The organism is Pseudomonas sp. 21 (assembly GCF_000955805.1).
In the GTDB taxonomy this organism is placed as follows: Bacteria; Pseudomonadota; Gammaproteobacteria; order Pseudomonadales; family Pseudomonadaceae; genus Pseudomonas.
In genome coordinates, this window is sequence record NZ_JYOA01000005.1 from 194,904 (window position 1) to 215,808 (window position 20,905).

A 20,905-nucleotide genomic window follows, 5' to 3' on the forward strand; every position below is an offset into this window, starting at 1 on the left:
CCCCACGCGAACCCCGGCCAACTGGCCGGGGTTTTCGCATCAGGCTTCGACCTTCTCCAGACGATCCCGACCCAGCCGCTTGGCGCGATACACTGCGCGGTCCACCTTGCGCATCAGGTCGTCCGCGCTTTCGCCGGGGCACCAGGAGGCAACGCCGAAGCTCGCCGTCACCACGCCGACGCCCTCCATCGGCTGCCCGCGCAGGGCCTTCCAGAGTGCCTCCGCCAGTTGCCAGGCCTGATCCGTGGTGCTCCCCGGGCAAAGCACCACCAATTCCTCGCCACCGATCCGACAGAACACATCCACTTTGCGCAGGCGCTGCGCGATGCGCTGGCACAGGGTGACCAGCACGATATCGCCCGCCTCGTGACCGAAGCGGTCATTGATGTCCTTGAAGTGGTCGATGTCGAACATCACCAGCGACAACGGATCGCCACTGCGGGCACAGCGCGCCATGCCCTGATCCAGTTGCTCCTTGAAGTAGCGGCGATTGTGGATGCCCGTCAGTGCATCGGTGACCGACAGGCGACGCAACTCCATCTCCGCCTCCTTGCGCCGGGTAATGTCAGTGGCGATGCCCAGATAACCCGTGGTGTTGCCCGCTGAATCGCGCACGCCGGTAATGATCAGGTTGATCTTCAGTTGCCGGCCATCGCGGCGCACACAGGTCCACTCGTGCTCCTCGTGCCCCTCGCCCACGAGCGCGCCGACGACGTCGAAGCCGCGAATCTCGCGTCCAAGCGTGCTCGACAGGTCCTGCGCGCGGCGACGGATCTCATCCTTGACGAAGACGTTCTCCGGCACCGGCCGCCCGATCACTTCCTGGGCGCTGTAGCCAAACATGCGCTCGGCGCCCACATTGAAGCTGCGCACGAAGCCGCGCAGATCGGTCGAGACGATGGCCACCTGGGTCGCCGCATCGAGCAGGCCGTGCAGGCGACTGTTGACCTCGCCCAGTTCCAGCTCGGCGGCCTTGCGCGAACTGATGTCGGTCTGGGTGCCGATCATGCGTCGCGGCGAACCGTCGTTGTCGCGTTCGACCACCTGGCCACGATCCAGCACCCAGAGCCAGCGCCCACTCTTGCAGCGCAACCGGTGCTCACTCTGATACAGCGAGGTTTCGCCGCGAAGATGCCGGCGCAGCGCATCGCAGCGCGCGACCTTGTCATCGGGATGGACCCGGCTGAGGCTCTCGTCGGTGGTTGTGCCCACCTCACTGTCGCGGTAGCCGAGCATGGCCTTCCAGGCATGGGAATAGAACACGTTGCCGGTATCCAGACTCCAGTCCCAGACGCCGTGGCCGGCGCTGTCCATGGCGAAGTGCAGGCGCGCCTGGTTCTCCTGCAGCTCCAGCTGGTTGGCCCGCAGTTCGGCGGTGCGCTCGTCCACCAGTTGCAGGGCGCGCTGGCGCTGCCCCAGCAGCGCCAGCACATAGCCCGCCAACAACAGCGAAGTCAGCCCGCCAGCGAACGCCACCCAGAGCTGCGGATGCCCCTGGTTACGCCGCAGGAAGTCGCTGGAAGGCTCGACGCGCACCAGGTAGTCACGTCCGGCAAAAGGCAGGTGCCGCTCGGCAACCAGTCCCGCCGTCTGATCGGCCGCCACCGGGCTGCGATACAGCGGCACATCCGGGCGCGGGTCGCCAGCATCACGCAGTGTCAGCGCCAACTGCTCGCCGCGCGCTTCCGATCCCTGCTCGATGAGCAGGCGGTAGCTGATCGCTGCCAACAGGATGCCCTGGATACCGACTCGGGTTTCGGCTGTCGGGCTGGGCTTCGTGCTGCTGCGATAGAGTGGCGCCGCGAGCAGCAAACCGGTGGAATCCGCCGGCGGCGCACCCGGCAGGACCACGGGTATCGAGGCCGCCACCGAGCGCGTCTTCACCACGCGCTGGGTCAACTCGCGCCCCGGCAGGGTCGAGTTCAGGTCCAGGCCCAGGGGCATCTCCTCCAGGTACTCGGAGGCACCATAGAGGACGGGAAAATAGCGCTCGCGAACCTGTGCCGGAATCGGCTGACCCTGCAGGTCCAGCTCGAAAAGCATGTAGTCGAGCATGCCGGCATCATGGGCGCGGGCTTCAAAGGCCTCGCGCTGACGCTGATCCACGCGCGGCAGCCAGGCGTAACCCAGCGTATCGCCCAGCAACGGACTGACGAAGTGTTCGAACTCCTCGCGGGAAACGTTTGTGGAGTTCTCAAAGAAGCGCTGGATCGATTCCAGTTCGCTCTGCTGATTCGATAGCCGCTCGCGCAGGCGCTCGATCCGCTCGTTGGCAGCGAGGGAAAATTGCTGTTCCAGAAAGGTGCGGGCGTTGCGCCAGGCATTCCAGCCGAGCAACGCCGTCAGCAAGAGGCCGGCCACCAGCACGACGCCGGCGGCACGCAGGGCTTTCTTCTGGCTGGCGACTCCCTGAGCGGCGGGCAACTGCTCGTAGGCCGGCAACTGAGTCATGCGCTTTCCCAACTCTCAGGGTGACTCAGTTTTTATAGCAGCCGATGGCCATTTGCCCAGCTTTCGCGCGACGCACGGCCCGGGCCGTGCGCCGCTCGGGCCCTAGCGTACGCTGATGCGCCAGGCGCGGTGGATCTTGCTGTTGCGGGCGAAGTCCTGGTCCAGCGTCTGGGCGCTGATTTCCTCGACCTGGTAACGCGCTGCCAGCCCTTCATCCAGCTCGAACTTGCGGAAGTTGTTGGAGAAGTACAGCACCCCGCCCTTGGCCAGACGCGCCATGGCCAGGTCGATCAGCTCGACATGGTCGCGCTGCACATCGAACACGCCTTCCATGCGCTTGGAGTTGGAGAAAGTCGGGGGGTCGATGAACACCAGGTCATATTCACCGCGGTCCTCGCGCAGCCATTCCATGACATCGCTCTGCACCAGGCGCTGCTTGTCGGAGAAGCCGTTGAGCGACAGGTTACGCCGCGCCCAGTCCAGGTAGGTCTTCGACAGGTCGACGCTGGTGGTGCTGCGCGCATCGCCCTTGGCGGCATGCACGGTGGCCGTGGCGGTGTAGCAGAACAGGTTGAGGAAGCGCTTGCCGGCAGCCTCGCGCTGGATGCGCAGGCGGATCGGGCGGTGGTCGAGGAACAGGCCGGTGTCGAGGTAGTCGGTCAGGTTGACCAGTAGCTTCACGCCGCCCTCTTCCACTTCCATGAAACGGCCTTCGGCATTCTGCCGCTCGTACTGTTTCTTACCGGTCTGGCGCTCGCGACGCTTGATGACGATGCGCTCGGTGGGGATGCCCAGCGCCTGCGGCAATGCGGCGAGCGCATCGAGCAGGCGGATCTGCGCCTTCTCCGGGTCGATGGACTTGGGTGCCGCGTACTCCTGCACGTGCGCCCAGTCGCGGTAGAGATCCACGGCCAGGGCGTACTCGGGCATGTCGGCGTCATACACCCGGTAGCACTCGATCTTTTCCTTGCGCGCCCACTTGCCGAGCGCCTTGACGTTCTTCTGCAGACGGTTGGCGAACATCTGCCCGCCTTCGCTCAGACGCGCCTGCTCGATCACCGCGGCGCCCCGGGCCGGCGACGACTCGCTGCGCTCGCCGCGGTCGCCGGTCACGAACTGACGCGGCTCCACGTCGAGCATGATCAGCTTGCAAGGCAGCGCACCGTTGAAGAAGGCGTACTGCTTGTGGCTGCGAATGCCCATGCGCTTGCCCAGCTCCGGCGCGCCGGTGAATACTCCGGCACTCCAGCCCAGGCAGCTCTGGCGCAGACGCTCGCCCAGGTGCTGGTAGAGGTACAGCAGACTGGCTTCGTCACCCAGGCGCTCGCCGTAGGGCGGGTTGCAGATGATCAGGCCCTTCTGGCCCTTGTCCGGGCGCGGCTCGAAGGTGGCCAGCTCGCCTTGGTAGATCTTGACCCATTCGGCAAGGCCGGAGCGTTCGATGTTGTTGCGCGCCGGCTGGATCAGACGCGGGTCGGCTTCGTAGCCGCGAATCCACAGGGGAGTCCTGGCCAGGCCGACTTCGGCACGCTGCTGGGCTTCCTCGATCAGCTTCTTCCAGATCGCCGGCACATGGCCCAGCCAGTTGCTGAAGCCCCAGCGCTCACGCTTGAGGTTCGGCGCGACGTCGGCGGCGATCAGACCGGCCTCGATGAGGAAGGTACCGACACCGCACATCGGGTCGGACAATGCGCCGCCTTCAGCGGCGATCTTCGGCCAACCGGCGCGGATCAACACAGCAGCGGCAAGGTTTTCCTTCAGCGGCGCAGCGCCCTGCTGCAAGCGGTAGCCACGCTGGTGCAGGCTGTGACCGGAAAGGTCCAGCGACAGCACGGCCTGGCCGCGATCCAGGTGCAGGTGCACGCGGATGTCCGGGTTGACCTTGTCCACACTCGGCCGCTGGCCGAATTCGGCGCGCAGGTTGTCGACAATGGCGTCTTTCACCTTCAGCGCGCCGAAGTGGGTGTTGTCGATGCCCGAGCCCTTGCCGCTGAACTCCACCGCCAGGCTGCCGCCGGCCTCCAGATGGTCGCCCCACGGTACGGCGTTGACCCCCAGGTAGAGGTCTTCGGCGTTGCTCACCGGGAAGCGCGACAACACCAGCAGCACGCGGTTGGCCAGGCGCGACCAGAGGCACAGGCGATAAGCCGTCTCCAGGTCGCCCTTGCCGCGAACGGCCGAAACCTGGGCGCGCGCCTCGGTCAGCCCGAGCGCCTGGGCTTCTTCCAGCAACAGGCCATCGAGCCCTTTCGGGCAGGTGAGGAAGAGATCGTGCAAATCCGACATGCAAATAGTTCCCGGGCCACAGCCCTTTCATCAAAGCCGCTAATGGCCTTGTCGGCCACCTTGGGTTCATTCGAGAGAACCCAGGCAACCCCTGTAGTCATTTTCAGGGATGGACCGGCAACCGGCCTGCGGCCTCGCGTCGCAGAAAGTCATCCCACTCGTCGGAACGAGAGGCGGTCTCAATTAGACACACATTCCTCTTGATCCTTGGCAAGCTCCCGCCGCTGGCGGGTTATGCCGTACTGGCATTTTGCAAACCGGACGAACCTTATGGCCCAAACCCATAAGAGTTACGTCCTTATGACAAATTGGTCATTCACAGCCCCGGAACCTTTCGATAGAACTCGGGGTAATCCTTCACCGCAATGGTGTCGGGCGGGGCGCGTCACGCCGGCAATGCGCCCCATTGGCGGAACATTCCGCCCGGCCTCCCTGGGGGGGCCAACGGGACATAACAGTCAACAAGTGAGGGCAACACCCTATGAGAAGACTTAAGCGTGATCCGTTGGAAAGAGCCTTTTTGCGTGGTTATCAGCACGGCATTACTGGAAAATCTCGCGACCTCTGTCCGTTTACCCATCCCACCACCCGGCAATCCTGGCTCAACGGCTGGCGTGAGGGCCGCGGCGACAACTGGGATGGTTTGACCGGCGCCGCCGGTATTCAACGAGTGAACCAATTGCAGCACGCAACAGGCTGAATCCAGGGTCACCCACGACTTCCCCAAGCCGCCCCATCCGGGCGGAAAAGGGCGCAAGCCCAAGGGCTCCGAGAGGAGCCCTACTTATTTCCACTACTGGTATTTACGCCCGCCTGGCCGCCGCAATGGCGTCCACCGCTTCGCGGATCAGCGCCGGGCCCTTGTAGATGAACCCGGAATAGATCTGCACCAGGCTCGCGCCCGCGGCGATCTTCTCGGCTGCATGCGCGCCTTCGGTAATACCGCCGGCGGCGATGATCGGCAGGCGACCACCCAGCTCACCCGCCAGCACCTTGACGATGTGGGTACTCTTCTCGCGCACCGGAGCGCCCGACAGGCCGCCCGCCTCGTTGCCGAACGGCAGGTGCTCGACGCCTTCGCGGCCCAGGGTAGTGTTGGTGGCAATCACCGCATCCATGCCCGACTCGATCAGCGCGGCGGCGACCATGGCAGTCTCCTCATCACTCATGTCCGGGGCGATCTTGATCGCCAACGGCACGCGACGACCGTGCTGCACGGCCAGGTCCTCCTGGCGCAGGCGCAGCGCTTCGAGCAGTTGCTTGAGCGAGTCGCCGAACTGCAGGCTGCGCAGCCCGGGGGTGTTCGGCGAGCTGACGTTGACCGTGACGTAGCTGGCGTGGGCGTAGACCTTGTCCAGGCAGATCAGGTAGTCGTCCACCGCGCGCTCGACCGGGGTGTCGAAGTTCTTGCCGATGTTGATGCCCAGCACGCCCTTGTACTTCGCCGCCTTGACCCGCTCGATCAGGTGATCGACACCGTGGTTGTTGAAGCCCATGCGATTGATGATCGCGGTGGCTTGCGGCAGGCGGAAGATACGCGGCTTGGGGTTGCCCGGCTGCGGACGCGGGGTGACGGTACCAATCTCGACGAAACCGAAGCCCAGCTGGGCGAAGCCATCGATGGCGTCGCCGTTCTTGTCCAGGCCGGCGGCCAGTCCCACGGGGTTGGCGAATTCCAGCCCCATGACCTTTACTGGCAGGCTCTTGGGCGCCTGCGTCAGCAGGCCGTTGAGGCCCAGGCGGCCGCCAGCGCCAATCAGGTCGATGGACAATTCATGGGAAGTTTCCGGGGAGAGCTTGAACAGGAGCTCGCGGGCCAGGCTGTACATGGTCGGGCATCGGTCGGCAAAATGGGGCGCTATTATAGCCAGCCCGCCCTCGCTCAGGCGAGGCGACGCAGCGCCAGCAGCCGCCCGGAATCGTCGAATTCCAGCTCGAAGCTGCCGTGGACTCCGGAGTGAGTGACGAATGGACGCAGGTGATGCGCCGGCAGATTGACCCGTCGGCCATCGCGACTGGTCACCTGGACCCGGTTGGCATGCCCACGATAGAGCGCCTGCAGCCGGTCCGCCGACAGGGATATATCCAGCACAACGCAAGCCATGGAGGCCTCCAGCAAGTGAAGGAAAGAATTTTGCCACAACGCATGCGCCCAACAGCGCCAGGGTTTTCTATGCTTAAGGCAATTCGCCGCGCATCGGGCCCGGCGCTTCCTGCACTGACCCGCCGGCCATCGGGAGTCTTGCGTCGTCCATGAGTCAATCACCTCGCCCCCGCAGCGTGACCAGTCGGCTGGCTGCCCTTGCCCAGCGCCTGGGCATTGGCAGTGCCGATGGGCGTAACGTCGCCGAGCGCAGCCGGAGCCTGTCCCTGCCCTTCGAACCCTTGCCCAACTGGCCTGCCGGCCTTGGCTGGCAGTCCGGCGCACCGCTGTACCGGCTGATCGACCTGCCTCGCGGCGCACTGTCCGGCCCCGTGCAGGAAGACAAGGCGCGCATTCATAGCGTTCTCAAGCGCCTGGTGACCAGCCACCGCGAAGAGCATCCCGCTGTCGACATTCGGAGCATCGATGGCCTCTGCTGCCGCAGCCTGCTTGACAGCCCCCTGGCAGGGCTTGAAGAACTCTCCAACTGCGAGCAGTGCCGCAAGGTGCGGATCATCAGCTACAACGACTTCACCAAGGTGCTCGGCGTAGCCCTGCCCGGTTTCGAGCGCAAGGCGCCACTGCTGTTACGCAGTGCGGGCTGGCACGGCGCGCGGCTGTTCTGGGATGACGACAATCATCCCTGCGAACTGGCCAATGCGGTGGTCTATGCCCGCCGCCGGGGGCTGGAGATCATCCTGCCGGCGAGCATTCAGCGCTTCGAGCTGCAAGCCTCTGCACTGGATGAGCTGGAGCGCGACTTCCACATGCTGGCCATGCCGGCCAAGGCCTGGAGCGACGCGTCCTTCATGGAACTGCTGCTGGAGACCGGCATGCCCTATGCCCGCTTCGGCCTGTTCAACTCCGAAACCCCGGAGAGTCTGCTGCTGCCTCGGGACCATCCGCAGTCCGACGCCTTCGGCCACGGGCTGCGGGAGGCCGGTGCGCCAGACGTGATCGCCTATCTGCGCCACGCCGGAAAGACTGCCTGACCCGCGCAATCACCTCTCAGGCACATTCTCGCCGAATTGGCGTTCTTCCTCGTCCAGGCTCTCCAGCACCTCATGGTGCCGGGCTTGCCACTCTTCCAGGCTGAGCCCCAGGGTCGCCAGCAGTTGCGGATTGCTCCTCACCAGGTAGACCGCCGCGCGCTGGGCGGAATCCTCCACCTTCCAGTTCACCTCTTCCGAATCGATCGGCCCCTCATAGGTGATCCAGCGGGCGAAGTCCGGATACACGCTGCAAACCTTCTGGAAATCAAAGTCACGCATGCGCTGGTTGCCGTACTCGATGTTCTCGACATCCTTGGCCTTCATGCCGACCGTCTCGGCGAAAGCGCGGCGTGATAGCCCCGTCAACGAGCGAAGCGCCCGTAGTCTTTCTCCCGCAGTGAACAGGAAACGTTTCTTCATCATGCGTCATCCATCTCCGAGACTGCCAAAGCCCGGAAAAACACCCTAACAATTAGGATAAATTCACAGCCCAGACCGCCGCAGAGGCCGTGGATCAAAGGACGGGATGGTGCGGGACACAGCATGAACGAGGAAAGCGGATTCAGCCCTGACCTGCTCGCAGGTGGCTATTACGTGACGCCCCAGCGCTTTGCGCAGCTGGTCGGTCTGAACGATCGTCCCGCCATTGTGCAAGGCTGGATCGATCAGGGAGTGATACCGACGTGTCGTCAGGGCAGCCAGGTCCTTGTCGACCTGGGCGCCCTGCTCCTGCTGACGCAGCCGGATCAGTCCTGATCCGCTTCCTGGGCGGCCTGCAGCGCCGGTACGGCGGGAATGCCGATATCCACGCAGAGTGCCAGGACGCGTTCCAGGTCATTGCGATAGACCAGCACGCACTGCAGTTCGGTATCCAGCGGCTCGCTGAAGTCCACCAGCACGTAGCCGCCCTTTTCCGGGTACAGCGCACCGAGCTGGGTCTGGATACGGTTCAGCGCGGCCATCGGCTCGGCCTTGCGCAGCTGCTTTGCCTGCAGCACGAAGCTCACGCTCGGGTCGAAGGAGGCGCGGATCTCGCTGAACAGTTCTTCGTAGCTGTCCCCCATGAACAGCACGATTTCCGGCAGGCTGCCCACCACCACCCACTCACCCAGCGGGATAGGGAAGTCCTCGTCGTAGTTGATGTCCGGATTGGCGGCGAGGAAGGCGGTCGGATCGGCGTAGGCCTGCGAAGCCTCGTCGGCGACCTGCTGGATCTCATCTTCCCCCAGGCAGCCTGAGCTGATCAGCGTGAGGAGTTCGACGAGTTGCGCTTTCATGGGGAGGTCCTGAATAGGGATAGACAGCCGGAAAGGATATCCGTATTCGCCGTAAAACGCCGCAGCTGGGAACTTTCTGTAAGACAAAGGCGTCCGAAGTCGCCAGAAACGATACCCACTATTGAACGGGATGATTTCTGCTCGCATCGAGCGGTTGATAGCCTGACAACCATCCCGAACCAGCCTGCGTGTGAAAACCATGAACCGTGCCCTCGCCCTTCTCTCCCTGACCCTGCCTTTATGGCTGGTGGGCTGCGCCAGCCAGCCTGCGCCGCAGCACGAGCCTTACAGCGATGAGCAAGTGAAGTCCTTCGCGCTGAAGATGCTGGGTGCCAGCACCATGTCCGATGAGTTGTACGCCAAGTACCGCCGGGCGCTGACCGAGCCACGTGAGGATGGGCGGAGCGGGAGCTGATTTCACGTCGCTCCTGTTTCTGATTGCCTCCGCGAGACGCTCCTGCAGTCCAGCCCTGTCGGCCTTGCTTTCTGCTCTTCTGATCGGGAGTCTCTGCGCCGCCTCGGCGTGCGCGCAGGGCCAGTCGTCCTCCCCTTCGGGTGGCCTGCTTTGCCAAGCCCCACAACGTAGGCAAAGGCCTCGCCACTCCGTCCGCATTCTGCTTCGCGAAAAGCCCTCTCAGTCACTCAGACCTCTGAACAGGGCTCTTCGACACGCCTGGAGGTTTTTCTGGAAGCCATTCGTAGCCGTAGCCCTATGAACTGTTCGCGAGCAAGCTCGCTCCTACAATCCAGTTGAGCAGCGCTCTTGGCAGGAGCGAGCTTGCTCGCGAACACGCCCCGTCTCCGTGCTGGATGGCCTGTCAATCACGGTAAAAAAAAGCCCCGCACTGGGCGGGGCTGGAGCATCAAAAGGGTTTAAAGGCGTGGAGCATCAGACCGGGCAGGAGCCCTGCTGGTTGCTCTGCGCCAGGTCGAGCAGCTCGCGGTTGGCCACGGCGTACATGGCGTAGTCGGTGCTCGTGGAGGCACGCAGCTCAACCAGCATGGCGCGCCAGCGGGCCACCATCGGGGCGTGCTGGTCCAGCCAGAGCGCCACGCGCGCGTCGATCTCCGCCGGGCCGTCCTGCATCTGCAGCACGGAGACGGTGATCGCCCGCTGCTGCCAGTCCAGGTCGTCGCGGAAGGCTTCGCGGGCCAGCGCCTGCCAGTTGTTCTCCACCGGCAGGGAGCTGATCTGCTGCAGGTACCAGGTCAATTCCAGCTCGCTGCCCAGGGCGAAGTAGGCGCGCGCCACGTCGGCCGGGTCGCGGCCGGTAACGTCCGCCGCTTCGATGATCGGCAGCAGGGTATAGAGGTGACTGGTACCGGCGACCATGCGCGCCAGCAGCTCCGGCACGCCAGCGTCGACGTAAGCCTGGTAGCGTGCCTGCCACAGCTCGCGCGTCGGGCCTTCCAGCAGTTCGTTGAGTTTCAGGCCCAGCGCAGCGATGCGCGGACCGAAGTGCCCGACGTCACGGGCAGCATCCTGCTCATTGCGACGGCTGCGCAGGAACCAGCGGGTAGCACGACGCCCCAGGCGCATCAGTTCGTCCATCAGGGTCAGTTGCACTTCCGCCGGCACCTGGTAGTCCAGCGCCTCGATCTGGCGGAACCAGTGCGGCAGATGGAAGACATCACGCACGATCACGTAGGCACCCGCCACATTCGCCGGCGTCATGCCAGTGGACTCCTTCAGGCGCTGCACGAAGGTGATGCCCATGTGGTTGATCAGGTCGTTGGCGATCTGCGTGCTGACGATCTCGCGCTTGAGGCGGTGCTTGCGCATGGCCGGGCCGAAGGTGTCGACCAGGGTCTGCGGGAAGGCCGTCTCCATGTCGCGGGTCAGGTAGTCGTCGTCCGGCACCTGCGAGCCCAGCAGCTGTTCCTTCAGATCGATCTTGCTGTAGGAAATCAACACAGCCAGTTCGGCGCGGGTCAGGCCCTGTCCGGCGGCGATGCGCTCGGCGAGGCCTTCGTCAGTGGGCAGGAACTCCAGCGCGCGGTCCAGCTTGCCGCGGCCTTCCAGGTCGCTCATCAGGCGCTTGTACTCGGCGATGCGTTCACGGGCGCGACGCTCGGCCAGGGACAGCGCCTGGGTCTGCTTGTAGTTGTTGCCCAGCACCAGGTCGGAGACCTGGTCGGTCATTTCCGCCAGCAGCTTGTTGCGCTGCTTGCTGGTCATGTCGCCGGCAGTCACCACCTCGTTGAGCAGGATCTTAATGTTCACCTCGTGGTCGGAGCAGTCCACACCACCGGCGTTGTCGATGAAGTCGGTGTTGCACGCGCCGCCGTTGAGGCCGAACTCGACCCGCGCCAACTGCGTCATGCCGAGGTTGCCGCCCTCGCCCACCACTTTCACCCGCAGATCGCGGCCGTCCACGCGCAGGCCGTCGTTGGCCTTGTCGCCGACGTCCGCATGGGTTTCATCGCTGGACTTCACATAGGTGCCGATACCGCCGTTCCACAGCAGGTCCACGGGCGCCTTGAGCAGCGCGTGGATCAGCTCGGTCGGGGTCAGGCGCTCGGCGTCGATGTCGATGTCGAAGCGTGCTCGCACTTCCGGGGTCAGGGTGATGCTCTTCGCGCTGCGCAGGAAGATGCCGCCGCCGGCGGAGATCAGCGAGGCATCGTAGTCAGCCCAGCTGGAACGCGGCAGGTTGAACAGCCGCTGGCGCTCGGCGAAGCTCGCCGCCGCATCCGGGTTGGGGTCGAGGAAAATGTGCAGGTGGTTGAAGGCCGCGACCATCTGCAGCTTGTCCGACATCAGCAAGCCGTTGCCGAACACGTCGCCGGCCATGTCGCCGATACCGATGACGGTCACGTTGTCCTTCTGCACGTCGATGCCGCGCTCGCGGAAGTGACGCTGCACCGAGACCCAGCCGCCGCGAGCGGTGATGCCCATGCCCTTGTGGTCGTAGCCGGCGGAGCCGCCGGAGGCGAAGGCGTCGCCGAGCCAGAAGTTGTAGTCGGCGGAGATGCCGTTGGCGATGTCGGAGAAGGTCGCGGTGCCCTTGTCCGCCGCCACCACCAGGTAGGGATCATCCAGGTCGTGGCGCACCACGTTGGCCGGCGGCACGATCTGGCCTTCCTTGATGTTGTCGGTGATGTCCAGCAGCCCGGAGATGAAAATGCGGTAGCAGGCGATGGCCTCGGCCTGGATTTCATCGCGGCTGCCGCCGACCGGCAGGCGGCGCGGGATGAAGCCGCCCTTGGCGCCGGTCGGTACGATCACCGCATTCTTCACCTGCTGCGCCTTCACCAGGCCCAGCACTTCGGTGCGGAAATCTTCCTCGCGGTCAGACCAGCGCAAGCCGCCACGGGCCACATCGCCGAAGCGCAGGTGCACGCCTTCCACGCGCGGGCAGTAGACGAAGATTTCGAACTTCGGCGTCGGCCGCGGGATTTCCGGGATGGCCTTGGGGTTGAACTTGAAGCTGAAGTAGCTCTTGTTCTGCCCGGTGGCGTCCGGCTGGTAGAAGTTGGTGCGCAGGGTCGCCTTGATCAGGTCGAGGTAGCGCCGCAGGATGCGGTCCTCGTTGAGCACCTGGACGTTGTCCAGGGCCGCGAGAATCGCCTGCTCCAGCTTCTGCTGCTTGTCTTCCAGGTCCTCGGCGGTGAGTTTGCGGGCCAGGTAGAAGCGGGTCTTGAACAGCCTCACCAGTTCGCGGGCGATGTCCACATGGGCGTTCAGCGCGCTGGCGATGTAGCCCAGGTCAAAGCCCAGGCGGATCTGCTTGAGGTAGCGGGCGTAGGCGCGCAGCAGCGCCACGTCGCGCCACGGCAGGCCGGCGGTCAGCACCAGGCGGTTGAAGGCGTCGTTCTCGGCATCGCCGTTGACGATGTGGACGAAGGCGTCCTGCAGGGTCTCGTTGAGCTCCTGGATGTTGACGTCCAGGCCTTCGGCGTAGGTGAACGCGAAGTCATGAATCCAGTACTCGCGGCCGTTGGTGTGGCGCAGGCGGTAGGGGAACTCGCCGAGCACGCGCAGGCCGAGGTTCTCCAGGATCGGCAAGACATCCGACAGCGCCAGAGGCGTATCGGCGTGATACAGCTTGCAGTGCAGCTGCTGTTCACCCTGGGCCAGCGGCTGGTAGAAGCTCATCACCAGCGGGCGGTTGTCGCCCAGGCTGGACAGGTGCTGCAGGTCCACCACGGCAAAGTGCGGGGCAAAGCGCTCGCGGTAGCCGGCCGGGAAGCCTTTGGGGAAGTCTTCCAGCAGGTTGTTGCCCTGCCCTTCGCCGAAGTTCTCCAGCACCAGCGCGGCGTAGTCGTCCTGCCAGGAGCGGCAGGCCTGGATGGCTTCCTGCTCCAGCTGGGCGGCGTCCACGTCGATGCGGTTCTTCGGGTCGACGCGCAGGATGAACTGCACGCGGGCCAGGGTGGATTCGGAGAAGAAGGTCCAGAACTCGCAATCGCTGGCCTTCAGGCGCTCCATCAGCACCTGCTGGATTTTCATCCGCGTTTCGGTGGAATAGATGTCGCGCGGCACGTAGGCCAGGCAGTAGGCGAAGCGGCCGTAAGGGTCCTTGCGCAGGAACAGGCGAATCTTGTTGCGTTCCTGGATCTGCACGATGGACATGGCGGTGTTGTACAGCTCGTCCACCGGGGTCTGGAACAGGTCGTCGCGCGGCAGCACCTCGAGGATCTGTGCCAGCTCCTTGCCCAGGTGCGCCTTGCTGTCGAAACCGGAGTTCTTCAGGACGGCGGCAACCTTGCCGCGGATGAACGGGATGTCGAACACGCTCTCGGCATAGACCGCCGAGGTGTACAGGCCGAGGAAGCGGAACTCGCGGACGACCTTGCCCTTGGCGTCGATCTCGCGGATCGATACGTAGTCCGGGTAGGCCGGGCGGTGTACGCGGCTGGGTTGCGAGGCCTTGGCGAAGGACAGCAGCACCGGCTCGCGCAGGTAGGCCACCGCGTAGTCCTCGATGTGCAGGTCTTCCTTGTTCAGGCCGGCGCGCAGCAGCTTGGTCAGGCCGAGGAAAGCCTTGTCGTCGTATACCAGGTGGCCGCCATCGGCCTCCTCCTGCACGGTGAACTCTTCATAGCCGAGGAAGGTGAAGTGGTTGTCCAGCAGCCATTCGAGGAAGGCGCGCACTTCGGCGGTCTCTTCCGCGCGAGCCTTGGCCTTGGACTTGCCCAGCCAGGCCAGCAGTTCCTCGGCCTTGCTGCGCATGGCCGGGAAGTCGGCGACCGCCAGGCGGACTTCGCCGAGCACTTCCAGCAGGGCCTTCTCCAGGGTGCGCAGTTCGCCGGTCTGGGAGACGCGGTCGATCTCCAGGTACATCAGCGATTCCTGGTGCACGTCCTTGCCGGTGCTGTTCTTCGGCAGGATTTCCAGCAGCTCGCCCTTGGCATTGCGGCGCACGCTGAGCACATTGGTCTGCAGGGTGTGGATGCTGTAGCCGCGGCGGTTCAGCTCCATGCGCACCGAGTCGACCAGGAACGGCTGGTCCGGGTGCAGCACCTGCACGGCGGTGTGAGTGGATTGCCAACCGTGCTTTTCGTAATCGGGGTTGTATACCGCCACTTCAGGCTGGGCGGGGTCGAAGCGTTCCAACAGGCGCCAGGAAGACAAGGTGCAGCCGACCAGGTCGGACAACCTGCGCTGGGTCAATTCGTCGAGGGAGATGAAACCGAAGAACTGCTCGGCGAACAGGGCCACTTGTGGCAGACCCTTGTCGTCGACGTGCTGCGCCAGGGCCGCTTTCAGTTGTTGCTGGAAGTCGGCTTTGCTGGCTGCGGTGAAGAACGCCATGTTGTTACTCCGCTGGGCTCGAATTATTGGATTGAGCGTAGAACGCATATCGTCTTGTGTCGGGCCACAGGTATAGTCGGGCAGTGTGACCCTCGATTGACAGCCTCGACCGGGCGGTCATCGATCCTGCCGAGCTTATCGGGAGTCGAGCGGCGGGCGCTTACGGAGCTGCGACATATTCGTTCAGCAAGGGTTCGCCACTCGCGCTGCCGCCTGACGCTCCTGCCGCTTCCGCACCCGAGAAGCCCCTGCCTTATTGCTCATCGAAATAAGTCGAGCCACTCAAGCCGCCGCAGACACCGGTGTGGCGCGCCATTCAACCCAAAGCATTGCCTCCTCGCCGCTCACTGCGGGAACACCAGTTCCCAACGGCTGCCTACGAAGTCGTCGGAATGGCCGACCTGAAACGCCACGGGGCAAAAACCAAGCCACCCAAGACGTAGTTGCTTCGGATTTACATGTACGAAAGAACCTTTTGTCGGACAAGTTACCGCCTTCACGCTGTAGGGAAAATTCTTCGCAACTACTTCCGCTTCTCTTAAAAGGGAGAATTCCTACCTTTAGAGTGGAGTGCCAATTTGCCAAGTCCTTCATACCAACGGGGAGTTGCTCAACCATCCAGGTGGAACTGGAGGGTTGCCATGTCAAAAGAAGAATCGAAACATCTTGCGGAGCGTGTGGGCCAGGCAATCGCTCGACACCGGGTTCGCTGCGAGTTGAACCAGGAACAGGTGGCGGAAATGCTGGGCATCGGGAGCGAGGCCGTGTCACGCATCGAGCGCGGCGTGGTGATGCCCAACATAGGGCGGCTGGCGGAGCTGGCGAGCATCTTCGGCTGTGAAACGGCCGACCTGCTGACCGAATCCGGTGCGCGCGCGGAGGATCAGTCGCGCAAGCTCTACGATTTGCTGTCGCAGCTGAACTCACGCGACCGCGAGTTCGTGATGGATGTGCTGGAGCGGCTGGTGATGCGCTTTTCGGCCGATGCCAAGGGAGCCGCTCTCGATCCACCTGGCAGGTCGGTCGGCGAAGACCCTCGTCCGCCCACGCCCATGAACCACCCCCGCATCAACTCGCCTCATTCGTGAGGGCGAAGCGGCTCATGTTTACTGCCTGACGAGCGTCGGGCATGCCCCCTGCTGGTCGCGTTCTCCCGAGGTGGGAAAGTTGGCGAGGCTGGCGGGTTGCTCCACCCCGGGCGCGGCAGTGATCTCGCTGTCGTCGACCCGGGCCCTATTGCGCAGGCCTCGTGCCCCCCGCCAGACCCACTCTCCCGAGGTGGGGGAAAGTTGGTGGGCCCGGCAGGTTGCTCTTTTCCAGGGACGGGGAGGATCTCGCACCATCGACCTGGTCATCTGGTTAGCAAGGCGCGCTCGGGCGCCGCTGAGCGGCTATTTAGACAACCTTTCAAGTTGCCATCTAACCTTGAAAGGTTGATGGGCTGGCAAAAGGTTGCCTCCAACAGCGATTTACTTTGAAGACATTGAATCAACCTTAAAGGTCGCATAACAACCTTGAAGGTTGATAAGAGTAACAGTGAAGCTGATCTTTGACGGATTTCGCGCTTTCGAGCAGTCAACGGCACGTTTCCCTGCCTTCGTCCTGCACGATCATCCGCGTGAGTCAGAGGGTTTGACGGCGGCCCGGCAATGCTGCCGGGCGCCGTCGTAGTGGCTGTCCTCAGCCGTCGTTACGTACGTTGCCGATCACCAGCTCGACGCGACGGTTCGGCGCGTTACAGGCGATGTTCGCTGCAGTGCGGGTCACACCGCAGTTCACGATCGGTTCGGAGCTGCCACGGCCACTAGCATGCACCAGCTCACTCTGGATGCCCTGCTCCAGCAGTACCCGGCGCACGGTTTCGGCGCGCTGTTGCGACAGGCGCTGGTTGGCAGCGGCTTTACCGATCGGGTCGGCGTGGCCGACCACTTCGATGCCCTTGATCTGCTCCTGGCCCTGCTTGATCTCCTGGACAACCCTGTCCAGTTCCGCACGGCCTTCGCCGGTCAGGTCGTTGTAGCCGCCCTTGCCAAAGTGGAACAGCACGTCGCTGCGCAGGCTCAGCTTGGTGACGGTCTGGCACGGGGTCACAGAGGACGCACGGCTGATCACGTGGATCTGCTTGCGCAGGCCTTGCAGGCTCTGGTCGGCGTCCTTGCCGGTGTGCACGATCGGGGTGCTCTGGCCGGCGGCGACCGGGGCTTCCAGCACATAGGTCTGGCCGCCACTGAACTTGGCGAAGGCCTGGGGGTTGCGCTTGCCGGTGTACAGCGGCGCGTCGCCAATATAGGACTCCACCGAGTGCTCGCCCGCCGGCACGCAGAAGGCGGTGTAGCCGCCGGGCATCAGCGCGCTTTGCAGCTCGCCGTCGATGTAGACGTGGGCGGCTTCCTTGCCATTGTCCAGGCCGCGGTACATGACGATCTGGGTTTGGCTGCCGATCACCGACTGGACCTTGGTGTAGGACTCGCCGTAGATGGAATCGTTTTGTGCGAAGGCGGCCGAGGCGAAGCCGATGGCTGCAACCAGGGCGCTCAGGCCACGGCGGCGCTGTAGCTGGTGCCGTTGAGCTTGAAGCTGACGATGTCGCCGGCCAGGAACTCGCCCGTGGCTTTACCGCTAATGACCTGCGGCACGGTGGATTCGGCCTGGTTGACAATGTCGTCACCCGTGACCGGATCGATGCTCAACTGCGCCACCGGCGGCAACAGGTCGACGGTGTACGGGTGGTTGGCGGTCGCGGTGCTGCTGTTGCCAGCCGCATCGTGGGCGACCAGGGTGGCGTCGATGCTACTGCCCTTGGCCAGGTCGGTACCCGAGACTTGTACGCTCCAGGTGCCATCGGCGGCCACCTTGGCGCTGTAGTCGGTGCCGTTGAGGGTGAAGGTCACCAGGTCACCGGCCAGGAACTCACCACCGGCCTTGCCGCTGATGGTCTGGTTGGTGTTGGCTTCGGAGGCGTTGACGATGTCGTCGCCGGCGACCACGTTGATTTCCAGGGTCGCGACCGGCGGGATCAGATCGACGTCATAGTCCAGGCCTGCGGTTACGGTGGTGGTGTTGCCCGCGATGTCGGTCGCCACGAAGCTCGCGTCGATGTGGTGATCGGTGTCGGCCACCAGTTCCGAACCCGGAACGGTGATGCTCCACTTGCCGTTGGCGTCGATGGTGGTGCTGTAGGTCACATCGTTGACGACGATGCTGATGACGTCACCCGCGCGGCCACCCGAGGAACCCCCGGTGATGGCCTGGTTCTCCTGGGATTCGGCCAGGTTAATGACGCCGTCGCCGGCCACCGGGTCGATGTAGACCGAGGGCTGGGGCGGGGTGAGGATGACCTGGTAGCCATGGTCGATCACGACATCGGTGGGGTTGCCCGCGGTGTCATGGGCGACCAGGGTGGCGTGGATGTTGGTTGCTGCGGCGAGGTCCGCACCGGCTACGGTGACGCTCCACTTGCCATCGGCGGCGACTGCGGCGCTGTAGTCGTGACCATTGAGGGTGAAACTGACGATATCGCCCTTCTGGAACTCACCGGTGGCCTTGCCGCTGATGATCTGCGGGACCTTGGATTCGTCGAGGTTGACGATGTCGTCACCGGTCACCTTGTCGATGCTCAGCTGAGCGACCGGCGGGGTGGTGTCCACGTCGTAGTGGCGGCTTTCGGTAACCCGCTTGACCGTGACGTTTTCCGGAGCCACGGTTTCAATATCGACCTGCAGCAGGTATTTGGTGCCTGCATGCGCTTTGATTTTGCCGCCGTTCTTGACGACAACCTTTTTGGCCGCATCTTCAGTAACGGCAATGATTCCAACCTTTTCGGTTGCCATGCTCAACTCCTTAAGTTGATTTTCGAACACGGCGCGAACTCTAAGTCTGTCGAGATCGAGAGGGGTGCATGAAAACCCTGAGTCCTGAGTCTGAATTGTCTTGCCAGGAGAAGGCCCCTTCGCTCAGAGGAATCCCGGGACAGCGGCCTGAGCGGAAAAACCAAGACCAGGCTGTCGAAACGGGTCTGCTCCGAAGCGGGGCTGACAGCTGGTTTACTGCCGCAAGGCATGGCAACGCGCTACCATGGGATTTCCTACCCTGGAACGGATGCCATGCAACGCCACCCTCCCCTGCACCGCCCGCTGCTGCGCCACCTGGACAACCTGCTGGTCACCCTGCTGGGCGTGGCGCTGCTGGTACTGGCCTGGCTGTTCCTCGATGAGGCAGTGCGGCCGCTGCTGATCGGCGCGGTCCCGGTCTATCTCGGCGTACTGCTGCCGCGCCTCATCGGCCGCGACGAGCGCCTGCGCCGCGTCGAAGCCGCGCGCGAGCGTTCGGTACGCGACTGGGGCTTCTGCAGCCGCGACCGCAACGGGCCATGGATCAACTACATCGACTTCCCACTGGTCTGCGAGGACCCGGTGTTCAACGGCCGCTTCTTCTACAGCGAATGGCTGGTGGTGCACGACGGCCGCATCATCATCAACCCCGGCCCCGCCAGGGTGGACCTCGCCGCCGGCACCGTCGGCTACGACTTCGGCTGCACCCGCACCTACGCCTGGGACGGTTGTTCGCCGAAAGTGCCGTTCTTCTGGATTGCCACGCTCGGCACGCCGGACTGGTGGGAACACCTGGAAAGCGTGCAGTGCCTGCGCCACGGCCAACAGAAGGAGCGCGTGATGTTCTGGCCGGTGGCGCACCACGCCAGCCTGGTGCACGACGCGCTGTACCAGTTCCTCAACGTCGCCCCGGTGACCAAGGCGGAGGCGGACGAGCTGTTCCACCGCATGCTGCTGCGCGCCGGCATGCCACGCGGGGTGGCCTGGGTCTACCGTTTCGCGGTGGTCCACGGTGGTGCGCGCGACATGCGCCATCAGCGCAACCCCAATACCTCGCTACGCTGCCTGACTCCCCCGCCCGGTGTCGAAGCGCCGCAGGAACCACTAGCGCCGCACAAGGCTCGAAGCGCAGCGCTGCAAGAGTGACGGCCGATGCAGTAAAGTAGGCGGCCCGACAGCCCCACCCTTCGTCCAGGAAATCCACGCGATGGAACATCGTGAGTCGCTCCTTGCACTGCGCCAGTATCTCTCCAGCCAGATCCTCGGCCAGGAAAAGCTCATCGAGCGGCTGCTCATCGCCCTGATCGCCGACGGCCACCTGCTGGTGGAAGGCGCGCCGGGCCTGGCCAAGACCAAGGCAATCAAGGACCTGGCCGAAGGCCTGGAGGCCGAGTTCCACCGCATCCAGTTCACCCCCGACCTGCTCCCGGCCGATATCACCGGCACCGAGATCTACCGCCCGGAAAACGGCAGCTTCGTGTTCCAGCAGGGGCCGATCTTCCACCACCTGGTGCTGGCCGACGAGATCAACCGCGCGCCGGCCAAGGTGCAGTCGGCCCTGCTCGAAGCCATGGCCGAGCGCCAGGTCAGCGTGGGCCGCAGTACCTATGACCTGCCGCCGCTGTTCCTGGTGATGGCGACGCAGAACCCCATCGAGCAGGAAGGCACCTACCCGCTGCCCGAGGCCCAGCTCGACCGCTTCCTGATGCACGTGAAGATCGGCTACCCGGAAGCCTCCGTGGAACGCCGCATCCTCCAGCAGGCCCGTGGCGAGGCGCTGCACGGCGAGACAAAACCCGAGCGCCGGGTCACCCAGGAAGCCATCTTCGCCGCCCGCCACGAAATCCTCGGCCTGTACATGGCCGATGCCGTGGAGGAATACCTCGTACAGCTGATCATGGCCACGCGCACCCCGGCCAAGTACGACGCCGAGCTGGCCGAATGGCTGTCCTACGGCGCCAGCCCGCGCGGCTCCATCGCCCTGGACCGCTGTGCACGCGCCCATGCCTGGCTGGCCGGGCGCGACTTCGTCAGCCCCGAGGACATCCAGGCGATGCTCTTCGATGTGTTGCGCCACCGCCTGATCCTCACCTTCGAGGCGGAAGCCGCCGGGATCGACCAGGACCGCGTGGTCCAGCGCATCCTCGACGTGGTCGCCGTCGCCTGAC

At 64.2% G+C, this 20,905-nt stretch carries 15 protein-coding genes and 1 pseudogene; 7 read left to right on the forward strand and 9 right to left on the reverse strand.

Features of this window, described 5'->3' with window-relative positions:
• Positions 1-39 precede the first annotated feature (39 nt).
• Positions 40-2,451: a diguanylate cyclase gene (locus UB43_RS13695; RefSeq protein ID WP_045211774.1), complete on the reverse strand. Its 2,412-nt coding sequence runs from the start codon at positions 2,449-2,451 to the stop codon at positions 40-42.
• 102 nt (positions 2,452-2,553) lie between these two features.
• Positions 2,554-4,737 (reverse strand): bifunctional 23S rRNA (guanine(2069)-N(7))-methyltransferase RlmK/23S rRNA (guanine(2445)-N(2))-methyltransferase RlmL, encoded by a 2,184-nt coding sequence (gene rlmKL, locus UB43_RS13700; RefSeq protein WP_045211776.1) that lies wholly within the window; start codon positions 4,735-4,737, stop codon positions 2,554-2,556.
• 481 nt (positions 4,738-5,218) lie between these two features.
• Between rlmKL and rmf the strand changes: the two genes are divergently transcribed.
• Entirely contained in the window at positions 5,219-5,437 is a 219-nt protein-coding gene (gene rmf / locus UB43_RS29180; RefSeq protein WP_081519407.1) for a ribosome modulation factor, read from the forward strand.
• A gap of 103 nt (positions 5,438-5,540) precedes the next feature.
• Here the strand turns inward: rmf and UB43_RS13705 are convergent, their stop codons facing one another.
• Positions 5,541-6,566 (reverse strand): quinone-dependent dihydroorotate dehydrogenase, encoded by a 1,026-nt coding sequence (locus UB43_RS13705; RefSeq protein WP_045211779.1) that lies wholly within the window; start codon positions 6,564-6,566, stop codon positions 5,541-5,543.
• A gap of 53 nt (positions 6,567-6,619) precedes the next feature.
• Positions 6,620-6,841, reverse strand: coding sequence for a DUF2835 domain-containing protein (locus UB43_RS13710; protein WP_045211782.1), 222 nt, complete (start codon positions 6,839-6,841; stop codon positions 6,620-6,622).
• Positions 6,842-6,990: 149 nt separating this feature from the next.
• On the opposite strand from UB43_RS13710, the gene UB43_RS13715 reads away from it, so the two are divergent.
• On the forward strand, positions 6,991-7,872 hold the full coding sequence (locus tag UB43_RS13715; RefSeq protein ID WP_045211784.1) for a DUF6685 family protein: 882 nt from the start codon (positions 6,991-6,993) through the stop codon (positions 7,870-7,872).
• Between the two features lie 9 nt (positions 7,873-7,881).
• Here UB43_RS13715 and UB43_RS13720 read toward each other — a convergent pair whose 3' ends face one another.
• Positions 7,882-8,295: a helix-turn-helix transcriptional regulator gene (locus UB43_RS13720; RefSeq protein WP_045211787.1), complete on the reverse strand. Its 414-nt coding sequence runs from the start codon at positions 8,293-8,295 to the stop codon at positions 7,882-7,884.
• Positions 8,296-8,415: 120 nt separating this feature from the next.
• Here UB43_RS13720 and UB43_RS13725 point away from each other — a divergent pair, with 120 nt between their 5' ends.
• Positions 8,416-8,628: a hypothetical protein gene (locus UB43_RS13725; RefSeq protein WP_045211788.1), complete on the forward strand. Its 213-nt coding sequence runs from the start codon at positions 8,416-8,418 to the stop codon at positions 8,626-8,628.
• Here the strand turns inward: UB43_RS13725 and UB43_RS13730 are convergent.
• Positions 8,619-9,149, reverse strand: coding sequence for a hypothetical protein (locus tag UB43_RS13730; RefSeq protein WP_045211789.1), 531 nt, complete (start codon positions 9,147-9,149; stop codon positions 8,619-8,621). The genes UB43_RS13725 and UB43_RS13730 overlap by 10 nt on opposite strands.
• Before the next feature lie 199 nt (positions 9,150-9,348).
• Here UB43_RS13730 and UB43_RS13735 point away from each other — a divergent pair, with 199 nt between their 5' ends.
• A complete protein-coding gene (locus UB43_RS13735) occupies positions 9,349-9,564 on the forward strand; it encodes a hypothetical protein (RefSeq protein ID WP_045211791.1) in 216 nt (71 codons plus the stop codon).
• A gap of 474 nt (positions 9,565-10,038) precedes the next feature.
• Here the strand turns inward: UB43_RS13735 and UB43_RS13740 are convergent, their stop codons facing one another.
• Positions 10,039-14,907, reverse strand: a complete 4,869-nt coding sequence (locus UB43_RS13740) for an NAD-glutamate dehydrogenase (protein WP_045211793.1) — start codon at positions 14,905-14,907, stop codon at positions 10,039-10,041.
• Positions 14,908-15,548: 641 nt separating this feature from the next.
• Between UB43_RS13740 and UB43_RS13745 the strand changes: the two are divergent.
• A pseudogene (locus UB43_RS13745) lies at positions 15,549-15,887 on the forward strand (helix-turn-helix domain-containing protein); the annotation flags it as partial.
• 700 nt (positions 15,888-16,587) lie between these two features.
• Here UB43_RS13745 and UB43_RS13750 read toward each other — a convergent pair.
• Together UB43_RS13750 and UB43_RS13755 are read right to left on the reverse strand one after the other, a co-directional pair.
• Positions 16,588-17,352 carry an OmpA family protein gene (locus tag UB43_RS13750; protein ID WP_052969545.1) on the reverse strand — a complete coding sequence of 255 codons (765 nt, stop codon included), beginning with the start codon at positions 17,350-17,352 and terminating at the stop codon, positions 16,588-16,590.
• Positions 17,353-17,441: 89 nt separating this feature from the next.
• Positions 17,442-18,737: an Ig-like domain-containing protein gene (locus tag UB43_RS13755; RefSeq protein WP_045211798.1), complete on the reverse strand. Its 1,296-nt coding sequence runs from the start codon at positions 18,735-18,737 to the stop codon at positions 17,442-17,444.
• A 273-nt stretch (positions 18,738-19,010) separates the two neighbouring features.
• Here UB43_RS13755 and UB43_RS13760 point away from each other — a divergent pair, with 273 nt between their 5' ends.
• Both UB43_RS13760 and UB43_RS13765 read left to right on the forward strand, forming a co-directional pair.
• Positions 19,011-19,883 (forward strand): DUF1353 domain-containing protein, encoded by an 873-nt coding sequence (locus UB43_RS13760; protein ID WP_045211801.1) that lies wholly within the window; start codon positions 19,011-19,013, stop codon positions 19,881-19,883.
• Positions 19,884-19,944: 61 nt separating this feature from the next.
• A complete protein-coding gene (locus UB43_RS13765; RefSeq protein WP_045211803.1) occupies positions 19,945-20,904 on the forward strand; it encodes a MoxR family ATPase in 960 nt (319 codons plus the stop codon).
• The last annotated feature ends 1 nt before the right edge of the window (position 20,905 follow it).

Coding starts and splice junctions, on each gene's coding strand:
- UB43_RS13695 (WP_045211774.1), bottom strand. CDS start 2,451: ATGACTCAGTTGCCGGCCTACGAGCAGTTGCCCGCCGCTCAGGGAGTC.
- rlmKL (WP_045211776.1), bottom strand. CDS start 4,737: ATGTCGGATTTGCACGATCTCTTCCTCACCTGCCCGAAAGGGCTCGAT.
- rmf (WP_081519407.1), top strand. CDS start 5,219: ATGAGAAGACTTAAGCGTGATCCGTTGGAAAGAGCCTTTTTGCGTGGT.
- UB43_RS13705 (WP_045211779.1), bottom strand. CDS start 6,566: ATGTACAGCCTGGCCCGCGAGCTCCTGTTCAAGCTCTCCCCGGAAACT.
- UB43_RS13710 (WP_045211782.1), bottom strand. CDS start 6,841: ATGGCTTGCGTTGTGCTGGATATATCCCTGTCGGCGGACCGGCTGCAG.
- UB43_RS13715 (WP_045211784.1), top strand. CDS start 6,991: ATGAGTCAATCACCTCGCCCCCGCAGCGTGACCAGTCGGCTGGCTGCC.
- UB43_RS13720 (WP_045211787.1), bottom strand. CDS start 8,295: ATGATGAAGAAACGTTTCCTGTTCACTGCGGGAGAAAGACTACGGGCG.
- UB43_RS13725 (WP_045211788.1), top strand. CDS start 8,416: ATGAACGAGGAAAGCGGATTCAGCCCTGACCTGCTCGCAGGTGGCTAT.
- UB43_RS13730 (WP_045211789.1), bottom strand. CDS start 9,149: ATGAAAGCGCAACTCGTCGAACTCCTCACGCTGATCAGCTCAGGCTGC.
- UB43_RS13735 (WP_045211791.1), top strand. CDS start 9,349: ATGAACCGTGCCCTCGCCCTTCTCTCCCTGACCCTGCCTTTATGGCTG.
- UB43_RS13740 (WP_045211793.1), bottom strand. CDS start 14,907: ATGGCGTTCTTCACCGCAGCCAGCAAAGCCGACTTCCAGCAACAACTG.
- UB43_RS13755 (WP_045211798.1), bottom strand. CDS start 18,737: ATGGCAACCGAAAAGGTTGGAATCATTGCCGTTACTGAAGATGCGGCC.
- UB43_RS13760 (WP_045211801.1), top strand. CDS start 19,011: ATGCAACGCCACCCTCCCCTGCACCGCCCGCTGCTGCGCCACCTGGAC.
- UB43_RS13765 (WP_045211803.1), top strand. CDS start 19,945: ATGGAACATCGTGAGTCGCTCCTTGCACTGCGCCAGTATCTCTCCAGC.